Source organism: Pseudomonas sp. CFSAN084952 (genome assembly GCF_009648855.1).
Classification (GTDB): domain Bacteria; phylum Pseudomonadota; class Gammaproteobacteria; order Pseudomonadales; family Pseudomonadaceae; genus Aquipseudomonas; species Aquipseudomonas paracarnis.
Genome location: NZ_CP045767.1, coordinates 4,578,852 through 4,603,865 on the forward strand (window position 1 = coordinate 4,578,852; position 25,014 = coordinate 4,603,865).

19 protein-coding genes are annotated in these 25,014 nt (G+C 61.6%); 7 read left to right on the forward strand and 12 right to left on the reverse strand.

The annotated features are described in order from the left end of the window. Nucleotides 1-57: 57 nt before the first annotated feature. Both GH769_RS20795 and GH769_RS20800 read right to left on the reverse strand, forming a co-directional pair. Nucleotides 58-375, reverse strand: a complete 318-nt coding sequence (locus GH769_RS20795) for a hypothetical protein (protein ID WP_003194269.1) — start codon at nt 373-375, stop codon at nt 58-60. Between the two features lie 314 nt (nt 376-689). After that, a complete protein-coding gene (locus GH769_RS20800) occupies nt 690-3,128 on the reverse strand; it encodes a Lon protease family protein (protein ID WP_014719999.1) in 2,439 nt (812 codons plus the stop codon). A gap of 263 nt (nt 3,129-3,391) precedes the next feature. On the opposite strand from GH769_RS20800, the gene GH769_RS20805 reads away from it, so the two are divergent. The 4 genes from GH769_RS20805 (at nt 3,392) to GH769_RS20820 (ending at nt 7,031) form a co-directional block, all read left to right on the forward strand. Next, entirely contained in the window at nt 3,392-3,880 is a 489-nt protein-coding gene (locus tag GH769_RS20805; RefSeq protein WP_003194274.1) for a DUF3015 domain-containing protein, read from the forward strand. Between the two features lie 92 nt (nt 3,881-3,972). Next, the gene (locus tag GH769_RS20810) at nt 3,973-5,826 is read left to right on the forward strand and encodes a DUF4105 domain-containing protein (protein WP_044483463.1); all 1,854 of its coding nucleotides are present in this window, start codon (nt 3,973-3,975) and stop codon (nt 5,824-5,826) included. Nucleotides 5,827-6,023: 197 nt separating this feature from the next. Further along, nucleotides 6,024-6,380 carry a hypothetical protein gene (locus GH769_RS20815; RefSeq protein WP_019818009.1) on the forward strand — a complete coding sequence of 119 codons (357 nt, stop codon included), beginning with the start codon at nt 6,024-6,026 and terminating at the stop codon, nt 6,378-6,380. Nucleotides 6,381-6,533: 153 nt separating this feature from the next. Continuing rightward, nucleotides 6,534-7,031, forward strand: a complete 498-nt coding sequence (locus GH769_RS20820; protein ID WP_014720002.1) for a GreA/GreB family elongation factor — start codon at nt 6,534-6,536, stop codon at nt 7,029-7,031. Here the strand turns inward: GH769_RS20820 and gdhA are convergent. The 7 genes from gdhA to GH769_RS20855 form a co-directional block, all read right to left on the reverse strand. Further along, entirely contained in the window at nt 7,028-8,365 is a 1,338-nt protein-coding gene (gdhA, locus tag GH769_RS20825; RefSeq protein ID WP_032904174.1) for an NADP-specific glutamate dehydrogenase, read from the reverse strand. The two genes, GH769_RS20820 and gdhA, sit on opposite strands and share 4 nt — an antisense overlap. A 346-nt stretch (nt 8,366-8,711) precedes the next feature. Next, nucleotides 8,712-9,602 (reverse strand): phosphoenolpyruvate mutase, encoded by an 891-nt coding sequence (gene aepX, locus GH769_RS20830; RefSeq protein ID WP_032904173.1) that lies wholly within the window; start codon nt 9,600-9,602, stop codon nt 8,712-8,714. A gap of 48 nt (nt 9,603-9,650) precedes the next feature. Further along, on the reverse strand, nt 9,651-10,496 hold the full coding sequence (locus GH769_RS20835; protein ID WP_014720005.1) for a hypothetical protein: 846 nt from the start codon (nt 10,494-10,496) through the stop codon (nt 9,651-9,653). Between the two features lie 24 nt (nt 10,497-10,520). After that, nucleotides 10,521-11,750, reverse strand: a complete 1,230-nt coding sequence (locus GH769_RS20840; protein WP_032904172.1) for a pyridoxal phosphate-dependent aminotransferase — start codon at nt 11,748-11,750, stop codon at nt 10,521-10,523. 39 nt (nt 11,751-11,789) lie between these two features. After that, the gene (locus tag GH769_RS20845; protein ID WP_108538265.1) at nt 11,790-13,007 is read right to left on the reverse strand and encodes an MFS transporter; all 1,218 of its coding nucleotides are present in this window, start codon (nt 13,005-13,007) and stop codon (nt 11,790-11,792) included. Nucleotides 13,008-13,039: 32 nt separating this feature from the next. After that, nucleotides 13,040-13,864 (reverse strand): hypothetical protein, encoded by an 825-nt coding sequence (locus tag GH769_RS20850; RefSeq protein ID WP_019818016.1) that lies wholly within the window; start codon nt 13,862-13,864, stop codon nt 13,040-13,042. 34 nt (nt 13,865-13,898) lie between these two features. Continuing rightward, on the reverse strand, nt 13,899-15,092 hold the full coding sequence (locus tag GH769_RS20855) for an MFS transporter (RefSeq protein ID WP_032904170.1): 1,194 nt from the start codon (nt 15,090-15,092) through the stop codon (nt 13,899-13,901). Nucleotides 15,093-15,187: 95 nt separating this feature from the next. Between GH769_RS20855 and GH769_RS20860 the strand changes: the two genes are divergently transcribed. Further along, entirely contained in the window at nt 15,188-16,117 is a 930-nt protein-coding gene (locus tag GH769_RS20860) for a LysR family transcriptional regulator (protein ID WP_019818018.1), read from the forward strand. 66 nt (nt 16,118-16,183) lie between these two features. Here GH769_RS20860 and ettA read toward each other — a convergent pair whose 3' ends face one another. Then, nucleotides 16,184-17,848, reverse strand: coding sequence for an energy-dependent translational throttle protein EttA (gene ettA, locus GH769_RS20865; RefSeq protein ID WP_014720011.1), 1,665 nt, complete (start codon nt 17,846-17,848; stop codon nt 16,184-16,186). 285 nt (nt 17,849-18,133) lie between these two features. Between ettA and GH769_RS20870 the strand changes: the two genes are divergently transcribed. Both GH769_RS20870 and glyA read left to right on the forward strand, forming a co-directional pair. After that, the gene (locus GH769_RS20870; protein ID WP_014720012.1) at nt 18,134-21,985 is read left to right on the forward strand and encodes a bifunctional diguanylate cyclase/phosphodiesterase; all 3,852 of its coding nucleotides are present in this window, start codon (nt 18,134-18,136) and stop codon (nt 21,983-21,985) included. A gap of 235 nt (nt 21,986-22,220) precedes the next feature. Then, nucleotides 22,221-23,474 carry a serine hydroxymethyltransferase gene (gene glyA / locus GH769_RS20875; protein WP_003194304.1) on the forward strand — a complete coding sequence of 418 codons (1,254 nt, stop codon included), beginning with the start codon at nt 22,221-22,223 and terminating at the stop codon, nt 23,472-23,474. Nucleotides 23,475-23,663: 189 nt separating this feature from the next. Here the strand turns inward: glyA and yjiA are convergent, their stop codons facing one another. Both yjiA and GH769_RS20885 read right to left on the reverse strand, forming a co-directional pair. Continuing rightward, entirely contained in the window at nt 23,664-24,620 is a 957-nt protein-coding gene (gene yjiA / locus GH769_RS20880; protein ID WP_014720013.1) for a GTPase, read from the reverse strand. Nucleotides 24,621-24,803: 183 nt separating this feature from the next. Beyond that, the gene (locus GH769_RS20885; RefSeq protein WP_003194308.1) at nt 24,804-25,001 is read right to left on the reverse strand and encodes a YbdD/YjiX family protein; all 198 of its coding nucleotides are present in this window, start codon (nt 24,999-25,001) and stop codon (nt 24,804-24,806) included. Nucleotides 25,002-25,014 lie beyond the last annotated feature (13 nt).

Below are 25,014 nucleotides of genomic sequence, written 5' to 3' on the forward strand. Positions count from 1 at the left end.
CTGGGTGGACGCGGAGCGTCCGGGGCGGCGTTACCACGCGGAGCGTGGGAACGATCCTCAGAGGGCTAGCCGCTCCTGGCCGCCATTGAGTTGGCGCAGATGAGCCTGCAGGTGCAGGCACCAGATCTGCGGCTCGTCCATTTGCTCGTAGCCGTGCAAGGTCAGGCTATCAACGATGGTGCCCAGCATGCGTTCTGCCACGAAGGGCCCATGGAACGGGCCCTGGGATTTGACGGTGGAAGGCTGCTCGCCCGACATGCCGGCGGCAAACAACAGCGTCCACATCCCGTTATCCCCGGCGAGAGGGCGAATGGAGCATTCGATACGGGTGACCAGGCCCAGGCACTGGCGAGTAAGGCAAAGGTTGCGCGACATGGCGGCGCCCCTCGGTAGATCGGTGTTCAGCCCCAGCGCACGGCGAGGCTGTTTCTATCCTGCGACTCCTGTGGATATCCCTGATTCTGAGAATAGAAGAAAAACACGACAAACCAAGGTTGTAGGGACCAACGGGCGTTGGTCCCCGAGAATGGAGTCAATTTTGTGGCACGCTAAACGCGCCCCGAAACACCACGGACCACTGTGGGAGCTGGCTTGCCTGCGATGACAGACTCATAGCCAACCTCCCAGTTGGCTGATACACCGCTATCGCAGGCAAGCCAGCTCCCACCTTGACCGAGTGATGACAGCAATCAGGTCGGCTTGGCTTCGGCCAACGCCTGCTGCGCCAGCTCCTTTTCCGCCTCCTTCAAATCTTCCTCACTGATCATCTCGGCAATCGCGCGCAAGCGCTCCACCACCCGCGCATTCACGGTGCCTTCCGGGAACTGCCCCTCGGCGTCCGGCTCACCGGCATCCTCGCCCACCAGCAGGCTCAAGGCCTCATCTGCCTGGCGCACCGCATAGATATGAAATTGCCCGGCACGCACGGCCTGCAACACCTTCTCGTCGAGCATCAGCGTGGCGACGTTGGCCTGAGGGATGATCGCCCCCTGCTCACCAGTCAACCCACGGGCTTCGCAGAGGCGGAAGAAGCCTTCGATCTTCTCGTTGACCCCGCCCACCGCCTGCACTTCACCAAACTGGTTGATCGAGCCGGTAATGGCAAAACATTGCTTGAGCGGCGTCTTCGACAAGGCCGAGATCAAGGTGCATGCCTCGCCCAGGGACGCACTGTCGCCGTCCACATACCCGTAGGACTGCTCCAGGGCAATACTGGCGGAGATGGCCAACGGGAATTCCTGGGCATAGCGGCTGCCCAGGTAACCGGTGAGGATCATCACGCCCTTGGAGTGAATCGGCTGGCCGAGGTTAACTTCGCGCTCGATGTCGACAATACCGCTACCACCTGGGTACACCGTGGCGGAAATCCGCGCCGGCACGCCGAATGCCGAGTCGCCGACCTCCAGTACCGTCAAGCCGTTGCACTTGCCCACAGCGGCGCCGGCGGTGTCGATCAGGATGACGCCGGCGAGCATGTCGTCGAGGATCCGCGCCGACACGCGGCCGGTGCGCGTGGCCTTGGCCTTGAGGGCGCGCTCGATATGCCCGGCATCGGTCATTTCGTCGCCGGCCAGGTGGCGAATAAAGTCCGCCTCGCTCACCAGCTGGAACAAATCACCAATACGCGCCGACAAGCGCCCCTGATGTTCGGCCAGGCGTGCGCTGTAGGTCGCCAGGCGCGCCACCGCGTCCGAAGTCAGCGGCGCCATGCCTTCTTCCGAAGTACGGGTTTTGAGCAACTGGGCGAACTGCTCCAGGCTCTCGTCGACCATGGGGATGTCTTCGTCGAAGTCCACCAATACGCGGAACATCTCCTGGAAGTCCGGGTCGGCGTCCTGCAAGGCGTAATACAACTGGCGCGAGCCGATGATGATCACCTTGACCTGCAAGGGAATCATCTGCGGGTTGAGGGTCACGGTGGCCAGGCGGCCGAGTTCGCCCAGGGGCGATTCCATCTTCAGCTTGCGCGATTGCAGGGAACGCTTGAGCGCATCCCACACAAAGGGTTCGCTGAGCATTTTTTCGGCTTCCAGAATCAGGAAACCGCCGTTGGCGCGGTGCAACGCACCTGGACGCAACTGGCGATAGGTGGTGTAGAGCGCGCCCTGGTCGGTGCTGTATTCGATACGGCCGAACAGGTTGTCGTAGGTCGGGTGCGGTTCAAACACCACCGGCGCGCCGCCGTTGACCGAGTGGCCCACCACCAGGCTCGGGCAGTACTGCTCTTCGAGCAGCTTGCGCGCCTGGGCGTCGGTCTTGGCGTCGTCCACCAATTGCTCCACCACGGTTTTGAGCAGGTACACCTGCATGGCCTGCAGGTAGCCACAGACGCCGGCATTTTCTGCGTATTTTTCTGACAACGGCGCCAGCAAAGGCTGCAGGGCCAGGGTGATGGTTTCTTCGTTGAACTGGCGCAGCTGGTTGTTGGACTCACGCTTCCACTGCGGCAGGCTGGCCAGCTCTTCGTTGAGGCGCTCTTCCAGCTCGGAGATATCGGTGTGGAAGCGCTCGCGATCGGCTTCCGGCAGTTGCGAAAACTCGGCTTCGTCCAGCGCCTTGCCGTCGAGCATCGGCGTGAAGGCGATGTTGGAGCTGTCGCGGTACAGCGCCACGTCTTTTTCCAGGGCCAGGCGCTCGATCACGTCCAGCGCTTTGTCGTAGCGCTGGTTGAACGCCCGGTCGATGGCGCTTTTACGCTGTTGATAAGTCGGGTGCTCGAACACCGCCGGGAAGGTGGCGACCAGGTTATCGACCAGGCCGTTGATATCGGCAATAAACGCCGCGGCGGCGCCACCTGGCAATTCCAGGGCGCGGGGCTCGCGGGGCTCATCGAAATTATTCACATAAACCCAGTCCGCCGGGGTTTGCAGGCGCTTGCCTTCGGCTTTCAGGTAGCGTTTGACGAACGAAAAGCGGCCGGTGCCCGGCTCGCCCATGACAAACACGTTGTAACCGGGGCGTGGCATGGCCACGCCGAACTGCAAGGCTTCAACCGCACGTTCCTGGCCAAGCACACCGCGAAAGGGCTCCAAATCATTGGTGGTCGAGAAGCTGAACTGTTCAGCGGAGAAAGGGCGAGTCAGCGCTTCGGGCGCTAGACGCAAGCTGGCAGCAACAGGATCAGGCATCGGGCTTCCTTACATCAGGCGGGGCAGATGGGGCATTCTGGCTCCCGGTTGAGCGCTCTGGCAAGGCGCGCTTTCGGGAAAGCATAGCCACCGCACGCGTCCTGCAAAAAAATCACCCGCCACTGAATGTTTATAAAAAAACACGGAACCCTGGGAACGTGCCTAAACTCCAAACTGCGCGGGTTGGACTAATAACTGGCCCCTAGGGTGCGTTGAGCACCTGAACCCTTGTCCATTGGTTTGCACACAAAGAGAACAAAGCTATGAAACGGATCCTTCTTGGTACTCTCTTCACCGTCGTCTCCCTCAATGCAATGGCAGAAGCACCAGGTGGCCCGAACTGCGGTTGGGGCAACATGTTGTTCGAAGGCCAGCGCGGTACTCCGGCCCACTTCCTCGCCTCCACCACCAACGGTACTTCGGGTAACGCCACCTTCGGCATGACCTCGGGCACCAACGGTTGCAGCACCAACAGCGCCCTGACCTACGGCGGCAAGTCCTGGATTGCCATGAATGGCATGATGAACGAGCTGTCCGAAGACATGGCCAAAGGCAACGGCGAAGCGCTGACCACCTACGCGGTGGTACTGGGTGTTGCGCCGGAAGATCGCGATCACTTCGCGGCCGTGACCCACGAGCACTTCCAGCAGATCTTCAGCAAGGCTGACGTGACCGCTGACGACGTGCACAACAACACCATTGCTGTACTGAAAAGCGATGCCCGTCTGGCGAAATACGCAACCCAGGCTTAAGCTCGACCTGCCCGCGCCTTTCGAGGCGCGGGTTTTATTTTTTCGACCCGCCCACCTTGGGTCTTTTTTTCCGTCCGACTTAAGTAGCCCCCATGCTCAAACGCCTCGCTTGCCTGGCTCTCTTCGCCTGCGCCCCGCTGCATGCGGCACCGCACCTCGACGATCAACGTTTGCAGCAACTGGCCAATGATCCGTTCTGGCTGTCGCTGGGGCACTACGAAGCCGGCAAGATCAGTGGCTGGCGCAGCTATGTCAGCGACAAGAAATTCTTCATCGCTCCCGATGGCGCGCACCATCCGGACGCCGAACTCAAGGCCACCGTTGATGCGCTGTATGCACCGGCCAGCCTGGGTGAAAAGCACGCCCAATGCGTCTACCCCGCACGCACCCGCTGGCTCAAGGCCCAGTTGCAACTGAACGACCTGCCCGCCCTGGAGTGCAAAGAGTTCACCCAGTGGTTCAAGGATGTCGCGCCCCATAGTGCGGTGATGATCTTCCCGGCGGCCTACCTCAACAGCCCGTCGTCGATGTTCGGCCACACCCTGCTGCGCATCGACCAGGCCGACGTGCAAAGCAACAACACCGCGCTGCTCAGCTATGCGATCAACTTCGGCGCCTATATCGAAGGCTCCGACAACAGCATCCTCTATGCCTGGAAGGGCTTGATGGGCGGTTATCCGGGCCTGTTCGCCCTGGTGCCCTATCAGGAGAAACTCTCGGAATACCGCAGCCTCGAAAACCGCGATTTGTGGGAATACCGCCTGAACCTCACCGAGGTCGAGACCAAGCGTATGGTCGAGCACGTGTGGGAGCTCAAGCAGATCCAGTTCGATTACTTCTTCTTCGACGAAAACTGCTCCTACCGCCTGCTCGAACTGCTGCAAGTGGCCCGCCCTGGCCTGCGTTTGACTGAGCAATTCCCACTCACCGCGATCCCTACCGACACGGTCAAAGCGGTAAAAGACGCAGGGCTGGTGGAAAAGATCGACTATCGCCCCTCCCGTGAACGTGAACTGCTGGAACGCGCCAAGCCACTCGATAGCGATGAGCAACAGTGGGTGCTGAAAATCAGCGACGACCAAAAGCAACTGCAGGAACCGGCATTCAAAGCACTGCCCCGCGAGCGCCAGGCACTGATCGTGGATGCTGCTTACCGCCTGGGCCGCTACCGCGCCAATGGCCTGGAGCGCGACGCGACACGCTCCCAGCGCAGCTTCGAACTGCTGCGCGCGATCAACCAGAACCCGGCGCCAGACCTGAAGATCACCCCGCCTGGCCTGCCGGAAAACGGCCACGAGTCGCGCACCTGGCAAGCCGGCATCGGCACCCGTGGCGACAAAGCCTTCGGCGAATACGGCCTGCGCATGGCCTACCACGACCTCAACGACAACGCCGAAGGCTTCCCCCTGGGCGCGCAGATCGAAATCCTGCAAATGAAATTGCGCCAGTACGAGGGCAATCACTGGCAGCTCCAGCAACTGGACCTGGCCACCATTCGCTCGCTGACGCCACGCAATGCGCTGCTGCAACCTTGGTCGTGGCAAGTTACCGGCGGCCTGGAGCGGGTGCCGGGCAAACACGACGACGAAACCCTGGTCGCCCACGTCAACGGCGGCGCGGGCGGCACCTGGCAACTCTCCGACGACATGCTCGGCTTCGCCCTCGGCACCGTGCGCGTGGAGCACAACAACGACTTCAGCGAAGCCATCTCCCCGGCCGCCGGGTTCAACACCGGCGTGCTGTGGAAAAACCCGTTGGGCAACCTGAGCCTGGAAGCCAAGGGCGATTTCTTCACCAACGGCGAAGTGCGGCGCAGCATCAGCCTCAACCAGCAGTGGGAACTGTCGCGCAACCTGGGCCTGCGCCTGAGTGCCCAGCGTGAGTACAGCCACCTGTCCACACCGGTAAATGAAGTGATGCTTGAGGTGAAGTGGTACCACTACTGATTAATGAGTGCGGGCTTGCTCGCGATATACGGTATATCAGCCAAGGTTCAAGTGACTGACGCACCGCCATCGCAGGCAAGCCAGCTCCCACAGGTTTTATACTCGGCCCACAACTTTCTGACCTGCCTTTCACACCGCCCCAACAAATCCCCTTCTAGACTTCCCTTATCAGCCGTAAAACGGCCAGGGAGTACGCCATGTGGCGGTATGCGGTCATGCTGTGCGCGGTGGTGGGGTTGTCGGGTTGCCAGTCAACCCATCAGGAATTGCTGGCCAAAGGTTATCCACCCGCCTTCGCCGATGGTTTTGATGACGGTTGCAGCAGCGGTCGCCAGGCCGCTGGGGTGATTACCGGGGCGTTTCGCAAGAATGTGCCACGCTACCTCAAAGACCGGCCATACGCTGAAGGTTGGGAAGATGGGTTTCGTCAGTGCAAGGCCATGCGCGAGAGCCAGGAACTGCGCGATTACGAGGAAAACCGCAGGGACGACCGCGAGCGCGATTGGCAGCAGGAAAAAGATCGTGACGCCGCCAAAGCCTATCGCTCACGCTGATCGTTCCCACGCTCCGCGTGGGAATGCCGCCCTGGACGCTACGCGTCCGCTCGCGAGGTCGTGACGCGGAGCGTCACAGGATGCATTCCCACGCGGAGCGTGGGAACGATCAGCCCGCGAACGTGGCCCAACTTCCATAGGAAGGAGAACGCCATGAGCCGAGCTTTTGTAAATGAAGATAACGCGGCGGCCCAGGCTGATCAGCCGGTGGAGCGCCAAGTCAGCGCGCAACCTAACCGCCTGACCGCGCAAGGGTTGGCGCAATTGCAGGCCAAGGTGGCGCAGTTGCAAGGGGAGCACAGCGACGAAGCCGCCAAGGGTGAGCAGGCCGATAAACAGCGCCAGGCGGATCTTGAGCGGGACCTGCGCTACTTCAACCAACGAGTGCAGAGCGCCCAGGTAGTCGCGCCGGCCACGTCCACCGACAAGGTGCAGATCGGCAGTTGGGTCACGTTCGCCAACGAGCAGGACGAACAGCAGCGCATCCAGTTGGTCGGTGAAGACCAGGCCGATGCCAACGCCGGCTTGATCAACTGGGGCTCGCCCCTGGGCCGTGCTTTGTTGGGCGCCCAGGTGGGCGACGAGGTGCTGTGGCAGCGCCCCGTCGGCGATCAGTTGATCGAAGTGTTACGCGTCGAACCCGAGATTTAAACGATGCCTTGGGCCAGCATCGCGTCAGCCACTTTCACGAAGCCTGCGATGTTGGCGCCCTTGACGTAGTTGATACGGCCGTTTTCTTCACCGTAATGCACACAGGCATGGTGGATCGACTGCATGATGTTGTGCAGCTTGCTGTCCACCTCCCCGGCGGTCCAAAGCAGGCGCATGGCGTTCTGCGACATTTCCAGGCCGCTCACCGCCACGCCCCCTGCGTTGGACGCCTTGCCCGGCGCAAACAGGATGCCCGCGTCGATGAAGATATCCACAGCCTCCAACGTGGTCGGCATGTTCGCGCCTTCGGCCACGCAGAGGCAGCCGTTGCGCAGCAAGGTGCGCGCTGCTTCGGCATCAAGTTCGTTCTGGGTAGCGCAAGGCAGCGCGATATCGCAGGCCAGTTCCCACGGCGCCTGGCCTTTGCGGAACTCCAGGCCGAAACGTGTGGCCAGTTCACTGATACGCCCGCGCTGTACGTTTTTCAGCTCCAGCAGGGCCGACCATTGTTCTTCGGTCAAGCCGCTTTCGGCGTACAGGGTGCCTTCGGAGTCCGACAGGGAAATCACCTTGCCGCCCAGGTCCATGACCTTGCGCGCCGCGTACTGCGCCACGTTACCGGAGCCGGACACGGCCACACGCTTGCCTTCGACGCGCTGGCCTTGGCGCTTGAGCATTTCCTCGGCGAAATACACACAGCCGAAACCGGTGGCTTCCGGGCGGATCAGGCTACCGCCATAGGTCATGCCCTTGCCGGTCAGCACTGAGGTGAATTGATTGCTCAGGCGTTTGTACTGGCCGAACAGGAAGCCGATTTCCCGTGCGCCCACGCCGATATCGCCGGCCGGTACGTCCACGTCCGCACCGATGTGGCGGTACAGCTCGCTCATGAACGCCTGGCAGAAGCGCATCACTTCGGCGTCGCTCTTGCCCTTGGGGTCGAAGTCCGAGCCGCCTTTGCCGCCGCCCATGGGCAGCGAGGTCAGGGAGTTCTTGAAGGTCTGTTCGAAGGCGAGGAATTTCAGCACACCCAGGTTGACCGAAGGGTGGAAGCGCAAGCCACCCTTGTAGGGCCCAATGGCGCTGTTCATCTGGATACGGAAACCGCGATTGACCTGGACCTTGCCGTGGTCATCCACCCACGACACCCGGAACGTGATCGCGCGTTCCGGCTCGCAGATGCGCTCTAGGATGCCCGAGGTCAGATAGTGCGGATTGGCTTCAAGAAAGGGCCACAGGCTGCGTAGGACTTCTTCTACAGCCTGGTGGAATTCCGGTTGGTCCGGGTCGCGTTTCTTGAGGCGGGCAAGGAAGGAATCGACGGATTCGGTCATGAACAGTCTCGGCAAATTGATTGTTGTTAAACAGAGATTGAGCCGGACTTTATCAATTCGTTTCGCACCGCGACAGGGCAAAATGTCGCCTTTGTGAAATCAAATGGTGCAATAAGTATAAATAACTGCCTTCTTTTGCCCTTAAATGGGGATTTCACTCTGAGTTTTGCACCAACAGGTAGGCCGTTATCGCAGGCAAGCCAGCTCCCACATTGGATCGAGTACACCGGTCATGTGGGAGCTGGCTTGCCTGCGATAGCGGCGGTGCAGTTACAGATGCAGCGACTGACCCACCGCTTTCGCGAGCAAGCCCGCACAGCATTTGCCCACAGACCCGCGCATGTCTCTAGCGCGTACCGGGCACCAGGTCGAGTATCTCGTCGATGCCCAAGCAACGTGGCTCCAGCTCCAGCGTCCTGCCATTGGCGAGTATGCCGACGGCGGTATCGCGCATGGCCAGGTAGGCACTGCGCAACATGTGATTGGCATAAATCACCGCGTTGAAACCTGCTCGCTCCAGCACCTCGAACTTCAGGTGAACATAGCTGGTCGGCACACAAATCAGCGGTACCCTGGGCCGCTGCAGGCGAAACTGCCGGGCGAATTCCAGGATTTCCAGGCCATCCTGCTTGCGGCTGTGGATCATGATGCCATCCGCCCCCGCCTCCACATACGCCAGGCACCGCGCCATCGCCTCTTCCATGCCGCGATCCAGGATCAAGCTTTCACACCGGGCAATCATCATCAGCCCTGAGCCGGTGCGACTCGCACAGCCGGCCTGGAGCTTGGCGCAAAAGGCCTCGATGGACTCCTGCGCCTGGTCGACCTCGATGCCCAAGAGTGAATTCTTCTTCAGGCCGCATTTGTCTTCGATCACCACCGCCGAGACGCCCGCGCGCTCCAGCATCTTGATATGAATCGCGAAATGTTCGGCCTTGCCGCCGGTATCGGCATCGAATATCAGCGGCAGCGAGCACACATCGAAGATTTCGCGAATCCCCGGCAATCGGTTACTGGGCGAAAGAATTTCGATGTCGGGTAACCCGCGCTGGGTCGAGTCGGTCAGCGAACTCGACCAGATGGCGTCGTACCCCACCGTATGCCCTGGGCTGATTTCCAGCCTGGCGCGCTGCGCGAGCAACGCCGATATCGGGCTATGGGCTTCGAGTACACGCAGGCAACGGTTGCTATCCAATAGCGCCGACAGAGGGCGTCGGCGCGCTTCGGTATCCATCATAGGGTTCAGGCTCCTTATCAGCGGCACAACAAGGGTTATCGGACAGCCTCAATCCCAGGCGGGCTGTTCGCACTTGAGCACCGACGCCATCTTTTGCAGATGTTCGCAGGCCCTGGCCACGTACTCCCTGGAGAGCCGCGCGATACGCGCGTAATCCACGGCCTGCCCGGTGGCGCTGGCATACAGCCGCAACGCCTCAGCGGCATGCTTGAAGTGGCGTGCTTCCACGCTGCCGCAATGCACGCTGAGAAAACTTGCGACGCGGCTGGCCTCACCGGCGCTGTAGCCCCGTACATCGCGCAACCACTGCTTCCATAGCGGGGTCATCAGGTTGTATTCGCCGGTATTGAACAACTCCGTCATGGCCATCATTTCCAGCGCTTCGATGAGTTGCGGCGCCAATGGGCGTTTTTCCCCCACCCAACCGGAGAACTCTTTGGTAATCGGGTTGAGGAATTTGTCTTGCAGGCGCCAATCATCGGAGCCGCAGATGGCCGAAGCCATGCGGTAATACAGCTTGGAATGGTGCGGATGCCCATGCATTTCACCCAGCCCGATGTCCTCGACAATGATCTCCCCACAATGGGCCGCCGCTTCGAGCATTTTCAACCGGGCGTCATCCGTCAACGATGCCGACTCCTGGAGGATGCGCACGATGACGCTCGAGACGGCATGGGCGGCGCCGTCCGGGCTACGCCAGCCACAGAAGAACGTACACAGTGACGACTCGCTCCAATTACTGGAGGTCATGTCGACATAGGTCTCGCAGTACGTGTCCAGCGCGGCGGTTTGACTGTTGAAACCGCTGAGCAGGGCCTGGACCAGATGTCCGTCCTCGACATCCACCAGCGCCTGGTTCACGTACCCGATCAATTGGCGGCTCAGATTTTCCACGGCTCATATCCTTTTAAGGTGGGGTTAATGCGCAACGATTTCTGACATGAAACGACTAAAGCGTGTGAGGCCCTCAATCAGCGCTTCACGCTCAACGGCGTAGGAGATGCGGATGCTGTTTTCGTCGCCACAGCCAGAGCCGGGCACTACCGCGATATGGGCCTCGGTCAATAACAGATCGGCCAAGTGGTCGACGTCACGAATAACGGTGCCCAGGTAGCGGCCCCCCAACTTGCGGGACACATCGATAAACAGATAGAACGCCCCTTCCGGCGGGGCGCACCGAATGCCGTCGACATGCCCCAGGCAGGTGCAGGCCACGAGCAATTGCTGGTCGAGGAAGGCATTGACCTGGCGGGTAAAGTGCGGCGCGTCCGCCATCAGGCTGCCGAGCGCGGCATATTGGGACAGGCTGCTGGGGTTGGACGTCGTATGCCCTTGCAGGTTGTGCATGGCGGCGATGACTGGGGCGGGCGCGCACGCATACCCTACCCGCCAGCCGGTGACCGCGTGGCTCTTGGAAAACGAATCGACCAGTACCGTCTGATGTTTGAGCGGCGCAAACAGCGACACGATGTTGTGATGTTCATGGGGCGCGCGCACCAGTTTGCGGTAACACTCGTCGAACACCACCCAAAGCCTGTGTGCGAAGGCGAGCCGGGCAATACCCAGCAGTTCTTCGCGCTGATAAACCGTGCCCGTCGGATTGTTCGGGGTGTTGATCACAATCATCCGGGTGCGCGGGGTCAGGGCCTTCTGGACCGCTGCGCAGGTGAGGCGATAGTCATCCGCAGCCGTGTCGACATAGACGGGAACGCCACCGGCCAGTTGGATCTGGGTGGGGAAGGTTTCCCAGTACGGCACCGCGACGATGACTTCATCCCCCGGATTGAGCAGCACCATCGCGGCGTTGTACAGCGCCTGCTTGGCACCAGCGGTCACCGCTATTTCATCGGCGGCGTAATTCACCCCGCAGCGCTGAGTGACCTGCTGCGCCAGCGCGTGGCGAAGCTGGGGCAGGCCGATGGGCGGCGTGTAGCGGTTGCGGGCAGTGGCGAGCGCATCGGCCGCGGCGGCTTTCATCACCGGGCAGGCATCGAAGGACAATTCGCCCGCGGCAAAGTTGACCACGTTGACGCCGGCTTCTTTCAAGGCATTGGCTTTACTGCGCATGCTGGATGTGCCGGGTGCGCTAAGACGTTGCGCACGCTGGGACAACGGCAATGACACGGCAGACGGTTCACTGTTATTCATTGTTATACCTGCCAGAACACGTTGGAACGTTCGTTCGCCCTACCGGGCTTGGGCCTCCAGCCCTTGCTGAACCCGCCAGGACAGCGGCAAGGTCAGCAACAGGGTGGCGGCCAGCAACAGGACGGCCATGGGCACACCGGTGGCATCCCCAAGGCTGCCGAACAGCACCGGCGCCAAGGCGCCGCCACCGATGGTGCCGGTGTAGAACACGGCGAACGCCTGGTCGCGCCTGCCCGGCCCTGCCAGGTCCGGGACTGCGCCGTACAGCACCGACGACGTGCCGTTCAGCGCCAGCCCCAGCAGCGGCAACATCACCATCAAGCCGGCGTAGGGCAAGTACACCGCCATGACGATCAACACGGCCGTGGTGAACTCCGTGGCCCATACCGTTTTCATCATGCCGATGCGCGCACCGAGGTAACCGCACAACAATTTGCCGAAGGCGCCCCCCACGAACAGCATCGTCAGCGCCAGGCCGATGCCCGCAGGCCCGGCGCCCTTGGCCTTGAGCAAAAACGGCAGAAACGTGAGGAAACCCATGCGCACGGCGCTGTCCAGCGTGCCGGTCACGATCAGCGCACGCAGGCCGCTCGCAGAGCCGGCGCCGCCGCCCGTACGGGTGGCTTTCAGCGGCGCCGCCGTCGCCTCGGTGCGTGCCGGGATCAGCCACCACAACAGGCCTGCCGCCAGCAGCCCGAGTACACCCAGCAGGGTGACACTGGCGCGCCAACTGATGACCGCCAGCAACAGGCCGATCAGCCCCGGGATCAGGGTCTTGCCGATATCGCCGCTGAAGTTGTACTGCGACAGCGCTTGTTTGACGCCCCCGCCGGCCTCGTGCGTATCGGTGATCAACGACGAGGCCAGCGGGTGCTGCGTACTCGCGCCGAGCCCGCCCAGCAGCAGCGCCAATAACAACACGCCCAGCCCACCGGCCTGGCCGGCCAGCAGGTAGGCCAGGCCCGCCAACGCCGTGCCACCTACCAGCAAGCGTTCACGCCCCCAGCGCGCGGCAGCCCGGCTGGCCAGTAACTGAAAACCGGCCATCATGCCCGCATAGGCACCGCGCAACAGGCCGATCTGGGCGTAGCTGAGGCCGAACTGCGCTTGCCAGATCGGCAACAGCACATAAATCACATCGGTCAGCCCGTCGTGCACGGCATGCGCGCCGCAGCCGGCCACCAGAGCGCGGCGACGCACGCTGACCGGGTCAGGCGGCGACAACGATGGCGTTGCGGTCTGCTTCAGGGTGTTCATCTGGGTCAGAGGCTCTCAGGCAAAACGCCGGGTTAACCCAGCAACTGCGCACAGTCGCTCATCACACTGGCTTTACGCTGCAGGTATTGGGCGAAAATGTCGCGTGCCGTGGCGGGGTCCACTTCAATCTGCATGGCAGTGGTGAACTCATTCACCGCCGCCACCGCATGGGCGAAATGGTTGCTCTCAGTACCGCCGGTGTGCACCGTGACCCAGGCCACCGTCGCACGGGATTTCTCCGGCGGCACGCCCATGTCCCGCACGAACCACTGCGAGTACAACGGGTGGATGAATTCCACTTCGCCATGGGTGTACACCTCGTGGATCAACGTGGTCAGCAACCCCTGCAGCAGGTCGCGATCACGCAGGCGGCGGGTGTCGGTCCAGTCCTTGAACGCCTGTGCCGAGGGCAGGCAATTGTCCTTCAATATCCATTGGTCATCGCCGCACAGCGCGGTGGCCATGGTGTAGAACAGGTCTGCGTGCAAGGTGTTGCCCAACGCGCCCAGATCTTCATCGGTGATGCGTTGCAGGCTGCCGCAGGCGCGGTACAACTGCGCGGCGGCGGCGGAGCCTTCATCGGAGCGCGCCAGCAAGGTAATGCGGTTGGCCAGGCCGGACACACTGGCTGCCGAATTATTGGTCTTGGACCAACTGGCGAAGAACTTGCGCAGTACCGCCGGCGAATGCCGACGCGAGGTGAGTCGCGCAAAAGCGTCTTCGATATCCACCAGCGCGTCTTCCTGAGCCCAGAAGGCTTCGAACAGCGCGTGGCGCAAGGCACCGGCCGGCATGTCGTTCAATACCGGTTCGATGAGCTTCAACAACTGGCTGCGCTTGATCACGGTGTTAGTCATGTTCACCTCTCATAGTCCTTTATTGGATGAAAAATCAGGCTGGTTTGCCGCGCTGTCCGGCGATCAGGGCCTGGGGCTTTACCGGTTTCCAGCCCAGCAGGGCAATCGCCAGCGACAACAGCTGAAAACCTGCGACCAACGCCACGCAGCCCGGCCAGCCCCATTGATTCCAGAGCATGGCCGGGGCCACGGCGCCGGCGCTGCCGCCCAGGTAATAACCGGTCAGGTACAGCCCCACGGCGCCGGACTTGTCCGGGCCCGCCGTGGTGGCGATATACGCATTGGCGGATGCCTGTGCCAGGAATACGCCGGTGGAGCTCAGGGCCAGCCCCAGCACGATCAGCCACAGGGACGGCAACAATGTCAGCGCCGAGCCACAGATGCCGAGCGCCACAGCGCCGGTCAGTAACTGCGATTGTGGTCGCGATTTGCTCAAGCGCCCCGCAACAGGAATGACCACCAACGCCAGCAGGAACACCGCATACAAAGTGCCCAAGGCTGCGGCGCCCAGATTGAACGGGGCCTGGCTGAGATACAGCCCGGCATAGGTAAAGGTTGCGACTTGGGAGAACAGCACGCAGAAACCGACGCCATAGGCCGCCAGCAAGGGTTTGCGCAGGAGCCGGCGCACCCCGTGCATGCCCACGGCCGCAACGCCGGGCCGCGCCACCGGATTGGCCGGCAACAGCCACACAATCAGCAGGCCGACCAGCAGGCTGATCACCGCCAACAGTTCGAAGGCTTCGCGCCAGCCCACATATTGGGTCATGACACCCGAGACAAAGCGCCCGGCAAACCCACCGAGCACCGTCCCCGCGACGTACAAACTGGTGATCTCGGTAACGCTGGCCGCGCGCCAGCGATCGCCGATGTAGGCCACGCTGGTGGCGAACACCACGGGAATCAACATCCCTTCGACAAAACGCCACACCAGCAGCTCGGCAAAACTGTCCACATAGGCCGTCAGCAGCGTCGGTAGCGCCAGCAGCAATGCAGCCACGGCAATCACCGTGCGCTGCTCGAAACGGCCGGTCAGGCGCCCGACAAACGGCGCGGTCAACGCCACGGCCAACGTGGTCACCGTGATGCTCCACCCTGCCTGTCGGGCACTCACCTGGAAGCTTTCGGCAAACGCAGGCAGGATGCTCTGTGTCGCATAAAGATTCAGAAACGCCGCACAGCCACACAGGAACACGGCGAAGCGGGCGTGATGCATGCGCGGGTTCATGTGGCCTCTCGTCTTATAGTCGAGGATGTTTATAGAATACCCAGCGCAGGGAACACCAATACCGAATTCGGACCGATCAATACCCAGGAAACAGAATGCTTGATCTACGCAAGTTACGGTACTTCCTGACGGTCGCCGAAGAGCTGCACTTCGGCCGCGCAGCCCAGCGCCTGCACCTTGCCCAGCCGCCCCTGACGCGGCAGATTTCGGCCCTGGAAACCGAGCTTGGCTTTCGCCTGTTCGACCGCACCAGTCGCACGGTCACACTGACCGCCCAAGGCCAGCACTTTTTGCCGTATGCCCGCGCAGCGCTGGAGCACGCCAGGCTTGCACAAGACATCGCCGCCAAGCTGGCTGCCGGCTCGACTGGCCAACTGGTCGTAGGCTATGCCAGCTCGATCGCGTTGTCGGAACTCTTCAGCCAAACCCTGCAAGCCTTCGCCCAGCGTTTTCCCGATGTGCAACTGACCCTGGTGGAGAGCGCTTCCGGCAGCCTGCACACGCACGTGCTGGACGGGCGCATCGACGTCGGCATGAGCCGCCTGCTGCCGGAGGCTGGGCAAACCGGCGTCGAGGCTTTGTCGTTGGGGCAAGAACCGCTGGTGGCGGCTCTTTGCAGCGACAACCCGCTGGCGGAGCAGAGCGAAGTCACCCTCGCCCAGCTCAGTGAGTACCCGTTGATTCTGTTCCCCAGCGATTACGGTTCGGGCCTCAACGGCTCCATCGAGCACCTGTATCAACGCCGCGGCCTGGCGCTGCGCCCGGGCCCTGCTGGGCGCCAGATCACCTCGATCATCGCCCTGGTGGCGGCAGGCCAAGGTGTCTCGCTCGTGCCCCAGTGCACCCGCACCCTGGCCAGGGAAGGCGTGGTCTACCGCCCCTTGGCAGACCCCGAAGCCTGGGTACACCTGCTGATACTCACGCGCTCACCGTCACGCTCATTGTTGGTCGAGGCGTTTATGGGGGTGGTCGAAGAATTGCTGCGCAGCCGCCCAACGCTGGCGCCCACGACGCTTCCGGCATAACGCGGGCAAAAAAATACCCCTGCGTGAGGGGTATTTTTTCAACAGGCTGTTGCGGCTATTGCAGCATCAGGCCAGCTTTTTGTGACGCACACGGTGCGGCTGGGCAGCGGCCTCACCCAAGCGCTTCTTGCGGTCGGCTTCGTACTCGGTGTAGTTGCCTTCGAAGAACACCGCCTGGGAGTCATCTTCGTACGCCAGGATGTGGGTCGCGACGCGGTCAAGGAACCACCGATCGTGAGAGATCACAATGGCGGCGCCCGGGAAGTCCAACAGGGCTTCTTCCAGGGAACGCAGGGTTTCAACGTCGAGGTCGTTGGACGGTTCGTCGAGCAGCAACACGTTGCCGCCCTCTTTCAGGGTCAGGGCCAGGTGCAAGCGACCGCGCTCACCACCGGACAGGTCCTTGACGAACTTCTGCTGGTCGCCGCCCTTGAAGTTGAAACGGCCGACGTAGGTGCGCGACGGGATTTCATAGTTGCCGATACGGATCTGGTCGGAACCGTCAGAGATCTGCTGGAACACAGTCTTGCTGCCGTCGAGGTCGTCGCGGCTCTGGTCCACACAGGCCAGTTGCACGGTGTCACCGATCTCGATGCTGCCGGAGTCCGGGGTTTCCTTGCCCATCAGCATGCGGAACAGTGTGGATTTACCCGCACCGTTACCGCCGATAACGCCGACGATCGCGCCTTTTGGCATGGCGAACGACAGGTTGTCGATCAGCACGCGGTCGCCATAGCCTTTGGTCACGTTCTTGAACTCGATGACCTTGTCACCCAGGCGCGGACCGGCCGGGATGTAGATCTCGTTGGTTTCGCTGCGCTTCTGGAATTCCTGCGACTGCATTTCTTCAAAGCGTTGCAGACGGGCCTTGGATTTGGACTGGCGGGCCTTGGCGCCTTTGCGCACCCACTCCAGTTCTTCCTTCATGGCTTTTTCGTGGGCCGATTGCTGCTTGGATTCGGCGGCCAGACGGTCGGACTTGGCTTCCAGCCAACCGGAGTAGTTGCCCTCGTAAGGGATACCGGCGCCGCGGTCGAGTTCGAGGATCCAGCCGGCGACGTTGTCCAGGAAGTAACGGTCGTGCGTGATCGCAACCACGGTGCCCGGGAAATCGTGCAGGAAGTGCTCCAGCCAGGCGACGGAATCGGCGTCCAGGTGGTTGGTCGGTTCGTCGAGCAGCAGCATGTCAGGGGCCGACAGCAGCAGGCGGCACAGGGCCACACGACGCTTCTCACCACCGGACAGGTGCTCGACCTTGGCGTCCCAGGCTGGCAGGCGCAGCGCATCGGCGGCGACTTCCAGTTGGCGCTCCAGGTTGTGGCCATCGCCCGCCTGCAGGATCGCTTCGAGCTTGGCCTGTTCGGCAGCCAGCTTGTCGAAGTCGGCATCCGGTTCGGCGTAGGCGGCGTACACCTCATCGAGGCGGGCCTGGGCGTCCTTGATCACGCTGACGGCTTCTTCGACCACTTCGCGCACGGTCTTGGTCGGGTCCAGGATCGGCTCTTGCGGCAGGTAACCGATGTTCAGGTCCGGCATCGGACGGGCTTCGCCTTCGAACTCGGTGTCGACGCCCGCCATGATTTTCAGCAGGGTGGACTTACCCGAACCGTTGAGGCCGAGCACGCCGATCTTGGCGCCTGGGAAGAAGGACAGCGAAATGTTTTTCAGGATTTCCCGCTTCGGCGGAACAACTTTTCCCAGCCGATGCATGGTGAAGACGTATTGAGCCATGGTGAACCTAGCGTCAGTGACTGATGAATTAAGCGGACGAAGCCCGTGCCAGGCCATGCGCCGCGCGGGCCTTTGACTATCATCAATGCCAGCGAGCAAAAAAAGCCTGAATGTCTGGGGCTGGAACGCCCCCGCGTAACCGGCAAAGCTACCTGAATGCGCTGGGGCAGTCCAGCCAGGCAGGACTGGCACTTTGCCACAACTCAAGGCATGCTAGCCGCCCTTCGGGCGTCCGGCTTATAGTGCACGTCGCGCGCCAGTCCAGCCAAACCGCAGGATCACAGTTTGTCCAACGTCACGCCGCCCACGCCCTTGCGCGCCGCTCATATTGCGCCGGGAGCGCCCCTGCACGGCACCTTGAAAGGCGCGTTGGCGACGCTTGTCCTGCTGTTGCTCGCCCTGTTGTTCTGGCAACTGCTGGACCAATTGCAGCAAAACCAGAAAAACCAACAGCAATACACCATCGACTACAGCGCCGACCTGGCCGAGCAGATCAGCCAGAACATGGCCCTGAGCGCACAGATCGCCCTGAACCTGTTGCCGATTGTCGAGCCGCCGCGCAATGCCGAACAGCAGCAGGCCCTGATGCGCACGCTGCAGCGCTCATTACCGGACCTGCGCAGCTTCGCCCTGCTCGCCCCCAGCGGCGCACTGATCAGCGACACTGCCGAAGGCAGCCAAGACAGTGCCCTGCTCGAAGACCTGGTCAAGCGCAGTCACGCCCAGTCCTACTACCTGAGCAATGATAATGACGGCACGGTCATCTATCTGTTGCTGCACCAACCCAGCGGTGGCTCCAAGGTGTACTGGGCCTTGCGCCTGGCGCCCAATTATCTGGCCAACCTCACACGCCAGGATGTCCAGGGCCAGCGCCCGATGTGGGCAATCGAGAACAGCCTGAACCATCGTGTGGTCAGCCGTGACAGCGGCATGCCGGCGCAGTGGTCCGGCGCCCTGACACCGGATGAATTGAACCGCAGCGTGCTGGTCACGCCGTTGAGCAAAAGCGATTGGCAACTGCGCGGCATGTTTGACCGCAGCGCGGTGTTGGAACAACTACTGCCCGCCTTTATCGGCAAGTGCCTGCTGGGCCTGGCGTTCTCGCTGATCCCGGTGATCGTGCTGCTCAACATGCGCCGCCGCCAACGCCAGGTGAACGAAGGCCGGCGACGCTACCAGGACATCTTCGAAGGCACCGGCGTCGCGTTGTGCGTGTTGGACCTGTCGGGGCTCAAGGCGTTTTGCAACAAGACCCAGGTGCAAAGCCGTGAGCAGTTGCACGCCTGGTTGCAGGCCAACCCCACGGAGCGCAAGCAACTGCTCAAGGAGTTGCGCGTCACCGAGGTCAACCAGATGGCCGTGCGCCTGCTCAACGTCGCGTCCTGCGAGCAGGCGTGGGAACGCCTGATCGATGACTGCCCGCGCAATGCCACGTCCATCGGCTATCAGGTGCTGGAAGCCGTACTGACCCGGCAAAAACAGCTGGAGCTGGAAATCCAGCTCAACGACGTGGCCGGCAACGAACAGTACCTGTGGCTGGTGATGCGTTTGCCCGAGCAGCAGGATGACGTCAAGGCCGTGATTCTCAGCATCAGCGACATCACCAGCCGCAAGCTGATCGAGTTGTCGCTGGTGGAGCGTGAAAGCTTCTGGTCGGATGTGGTGCGCACCGTGCCCGATCACCTGTATGTGCAAGACGTGATCAGCCAGCGCATGATTTTCAGCAACCATCATTTGGGTCACACCCTGGGCTACAACAAAGCCGAGTTGCAGCAAATGGGTGAGTACTTCTGGGAAATCCTGCTGCACCCCGAAGACGCCGAGCACTACCATGACGCGCGCCAACAACAACGCCAGGTCGGCTATACGACCCAATTGCACTGCCAACTGCGCTTTCGTCACCGCAATAACCAGTGGCGCCGCTTCGATATCCGCGAACAGGCCCTGGCCCGCGATACGTCTACGGTGGTCACCCGGATCATCGGCGTGGCCAAGGACATTACCGACCAGATCGAGGCCAGTGAATCGCTGCGCGACAGTGAACAGCGCTACCGGATGCTGGCCGAAAGCATCAGCGACGTGATCTGCTCCACCGACAGCCAACTGGCCCTCAACTACATCAGCCCCTCGGTCAACACCGTCCTGGGCTATGACGTGGACTGGGTGTTCAAGAACGGCTGGCAGTCGATCGTTGCCAACCCTCAGCAGTTGACCGGCATCTATAGCCTGATGGAACAGGTCAGCCGCGCCCTCGGCAACCCCGACGCCTTGAACACCTTGCGCGATGAACTGCAGACCCAACTGTTTCTGTTCGACTGCCTGCGCGCCGACGGGCGCAAGGTGCCGATAGAACTGCGCCTGGTGCTGGTGTGGGATGAACATGGCGCGTTTGAAGGCATCCTCGGCGTGGGCCGCGATATCAGCCAGCAACGCCGCGCCGAAAAAGACCTGCGCATGGCGGCCACGGTATTCGAGCATTCCACCTCGGCGATCCTGATCACCGACCCGGCCGGTTATATCGTGCAAGCCAACGAGGCGTTCAGCCGGGTCAGCGGCTATGCGGTGAGCGATGTGCTCGACCAGTTGCCCAATATGCTCACCGTCGATGAGCAGCAGGAAGCCCATCTGCGTTATGTGCTCAAGCAATTGCACCAGCACAGCACCTGGGAAGGCGAGGTGTGGCTCAAGCGTCTCAATGGCGAGCATTACCCGGCCTGGGTGGGCATTACCGCGGTGTTCGACGACGAAGGCGACCTCGCCAGTTACGTGTGTTTCTTCAGCGATATCAGCGAGCGCAAGGCCAGTGAGCAGCGCATCCACCGCCTGGCCTACTATGACGCCCTGACCCACCTGCCCAACCGCACGCTGTTCCAGGACCGCCTGCACACCGCGTTGCAGTCCGCCGAACGGCAGAAGTCGTGGGTGGTGCTGATGTTCCTCGACCTTGACCGTTTCAAGCCGATCAACGACTCCCTCGGCCACGCGGCCGGCGACCGCATGCTCAAGGAAATGGCCACGCGCCTGCTCGGCTGCGTGGCCGAGGACGACACCGTGGCGCGCATGGGCGGCGACGAATTCACCTTGCTCCTGCAACCACGGGTCAGCCGTGACATGGCACTGAACCGCGCCATTCATGTGGCCGAGCAGATCCTCGCCAGCCTGGTCAAACCTTTTGTGCTGGAGGGCCGCGAATTCTTCGTGACCGCCAGCATCGGCATCGCCCTGAGCCCGCAAGACGGCAACGAGCTGAGCCAATTGATGAAAAACGCCGACACGGCGATGTATCACGCTAAAGAGCGCGGCAAGAACAACTTCCAGTTCTACCAGGCCGACATGAACGCCAGCGCCCTGGAGCGCCTGGAACTGGAAAGCGACCTGCGCCACGCCTTGGACCAGAACGAATTCGTGCTCTATTACCAGCCGCAATTCAGCGGCGACGGCAAACGCCTGACCGGCGCCGAAGCCCTGCTGCGCTGGCGCCACCCGCGCCGTGGCCTGGTACCGCCCGGGGACTTTATCCCAGTGCTGGAAGAGCTCGGACTGGTGGTGGATGTGGGCGACTGGGTGATCGGCGAAGCCTGCCGCCAGCTCAAGACCTGGCACCAGAACAAGGTGCGCGTGCCGAAAGTCTCAGTGAACATCTCGGCGCGGCAGTTCTCCGACGGCCAGTTGGGCACGCGCATCGCCACCATCCTCAAGGACACCGGCCTGCCACCGGCGTGCCTGGAGCTGGAACTGACCGAAAGTATCCTGATGCGTGAAGTCAACGAAGCCCTGCAGATCCTCGCCAGCCTGAAAAACCTGGGCCTGAGCATCGCGGTGGATGACTTCGGCACCGGTTATTCGTCGCTCAACTACCTCAAGCAATTCCCCATCGATGTGCTGAAGATCGACCGCACCTTCGTCGACGGCCTGCCCTCGGGTGAGCAGGACGCACAGATTGCCCGGGCGATCATTGCCATGGCCCACAGCCTGAACCTGGCGGTGATTGCCGAAGGGGTGGAAACCCATGAGCAGTTGGACTTCCTGCGTGAGCATGGCTGTGATGAGGTGCAGGGTTACCTGTTCGGGCGGCCAATGCCGGCGAATCGGTTTGAGGTGCAGTTCAGTAATGATGCGCTGTTCATGTTTGACTGAAAGTGCCGTCCCTGTTCGTTCCCACGCTCCGCGTGGGAACGCAATTCTGGACGCTCTGCGTCCGCTTTTAAATGTGACGCAGAGCGCCACGGGATGCATTCCCACGCAGAGCGTGGGAACGATCAGGGGCTGAGTGAAAACCACTTGTCCGCGACATGATGTCCTTTCATATGCCATCTAAAACCCATTGGGTTAGAATGCCCTCCTTTTCTGCCCCCGATCCTTGAGGACCGCCATGTTCAGCCGTGATTTGACTATTGCCAAGTACGACGCCGATCTCTTCGCCGCCATGGAGCAAGAAGCCGTGCGCCAGGAAGAGCACATTGAGCTGATCGCTTCGGAAAACTACACCAGCCCTGCGGTGATGGAGGCTCAAGGTTCGGTTCTGACCAACAAGTACGCCGAAGGCTACCCAGGCAAGCGCTACTACGGTGGTTGCGAGTACGTCGACGTGGTTGAGCAGTTGGCCATCGACCGTGCAAAAGAGCTGTTCGGCGCCGATTACGCCAACGTCCAACCACACGCCGGTTCCCAAGCCAACAGCGCCGTGTACCTGGCCCTGCTGCAAGGCGGCGACACCATCCTGGGCATGAGCCTGGCCCACGGCGGTCACCTGACCCACGGCGCCACGGTTTCGTCCTCCGGCAAGCTGTACAACGCCGTTCAGTACGGTATCGATGCCAACGGCCTGATCGACTACGACGAAGTCGAGCGTCTGGCGGTTGAGCACAAGCCAAAAATGATCGTGGCCGGTTTCTCTGCCTACTCGCAGATCCTGGACTTCCCACGCTTCCGTGAAATCGCCGACAAGGTCGGTGCCTACCTGTTCGTCGACATGGCCCACGTGGCCGGTCTGGTGGCTGCGGGCGTTTACCCCAACCCAGTGCCTTACGCTGACGTGGTCACCACCACGACCCACAAGACCCTGCGCGGTCCACGTGGCGGCCTGATCCTGGCGCGTGCCAACGCCGAGATCGAGAAGAAGCTCAACTCCGCCGTTTTCCCGGGCGCCCAAGGCGGCCCGCTGGAGCACGTGATCGCGGCCAAGGCGATCTGCTTCAAGGAAGCACTGCAGCCTGAGTTCAAGACCTACCAGCAACAAGTGGTCAAGAACGCCAAGACCATGGCCAGCGTGTTCATCGAGCGCGGCTTTGACGTGGTGTCCGGCGGTACTGAAAACCATCTGTTCCTGCTGTCGCTGATCAAGCAGGACATTTCCGGTAAAGATGCTGATGCTGCCCTGGGCAAAGCCTTCATCACCGTGAACAAGAACTCCGTGCCGAACGACCCACGTTCGCCGTTCGTCACCTCCGGCCTGCGCTTCGGCACCCCGGCAGTGACCACCCGTGGCTTCAAGGAAGCCGAGTGCAAGGAACTGGCGGGCTGGATCTGCGACATCCTGGCCGACCTGAACAACGAAGCCGTGATCGACGCGGTACGTGAGAAGGTCAAGGCCATCTGCAAGAAGCTGCCGGTATACGGCGCTTGATGGCAGTTGCGTGAATAAGAAGCCCGGCTCATGAGCCGGGCTTTTTTATGCCGATTTCAATTTGAAACAGGGTCAAGTGTGGGAGCTGGCTTGCCTGCGATGGCGGTTGTGCAGTCAGCCCATCAGTGATTGACCCACCGCTATCGCAGGCAAGCCAGCTCCCACATTGGCGTGCATTTCAAGCCGGGTTTATTGGTAGACCCGCTCAAAGCCTTGGCGAATCTTGTCTTCGGGCAGCTCATCGGCAATAAACACGATCACACTCTCCCGCGCCTCGCCCTCGGCCCATTCGGTATCCCAGTCGAAGCCATACAGCTTCAGCACGCCCTGGAACACCATGCGTCGATCCTCCCCGGCAATGTTCAACACGCCTTTGTAACGCAGCAGTTGCTTGCCATGGTCTTCCAGCAGCTCGTTCATGAACTCGCTGAGACGGTCGATATCCAGCGGCTGGTCGGTGCGTAGCACCAGGCTGGAAATACGGTCCACCGAAGGCGCTGCACTCACCGGGCGCAGGCTCATGCCGGCATTGAGGTTGAAGCCGCGTACGTCCAGCAGCTCGGCCAAATCAATCTTGCCGTGGTCCACTACGCGAATCGGCGCACGGCGGTTGATGCGGGTGAGGCGCTGGCTGAGGGCGTCGAAGCTGGCGTCGTCTACCAAGTCGCGTTTGCTCACCAGCAAGCGGTCGGCAAAGCCGATCTGGGCCTGGGCGATGGTCTGGGTCAGGTGATGCTCGGCGTGGGCCGCATCCACCAAGGTGATGATGCCGTCGAGGATATAACGCTCGCGCAGTTCTTCGTCGATGAAGAACGTCTGGGCCACCGGCGCCGGGTCGGCCAGGCCGGTGCATTCGATCACCAGCCGGTCGAAGGCGATCTCGCCGCTGTCCAGGCGTTCCAGCAGCAGGTACAGGGCTTTGGTCAGGTCGGTGTGGATGGTGCAGCACACGCAGCCGTTGGACAGGGTCATCACTTGCACCGGCTCGTCGCCCAGCAGTTGGGTGTCGATACCGGCGTCACTGAATTCGTTTTCGATCACGGCGATTTTCAAGCCGTGCTCGGCTTTGAGCAGGTGGCGCAGCAAGGTGGTCTTGCCGGCGCCGAGAAAGCCACTGAGGATGGTGACGGGGATGGGAGAGGACAAGAGATTCTCCTTGAAGAAAAACAGAAACAAATGTGGGAGCAAAGGCCCCTGTGGGAGCTGGCTTGCCTGCGATGCAGACAACTCGGTGCTTGCGTCAGACCGAGGTGATGCTATCGCAGGCAAGCCAGCTCCCACAGAAAGCCCTGCTCCCACAGGGATATTGCATTGGCCCGCGTTACCGGGTCAGCAGCACTTGGGCCCACCCTTGCCGCCGTAACGGGCTTCCTGGCGTTCCCGGAAGAACGCCTTGTAGTCCATCACCGGCTTGTCCGGGTGTTTGGTTTGCATATGCTCGACGTAGGTGTCGTAGTCGGGCATGCCGACCATCAGGCGGGCGGCCTGACCGAGGTATTTACCGAGGCGACTGATGTCATTGAACATGCTTGCAATCCTC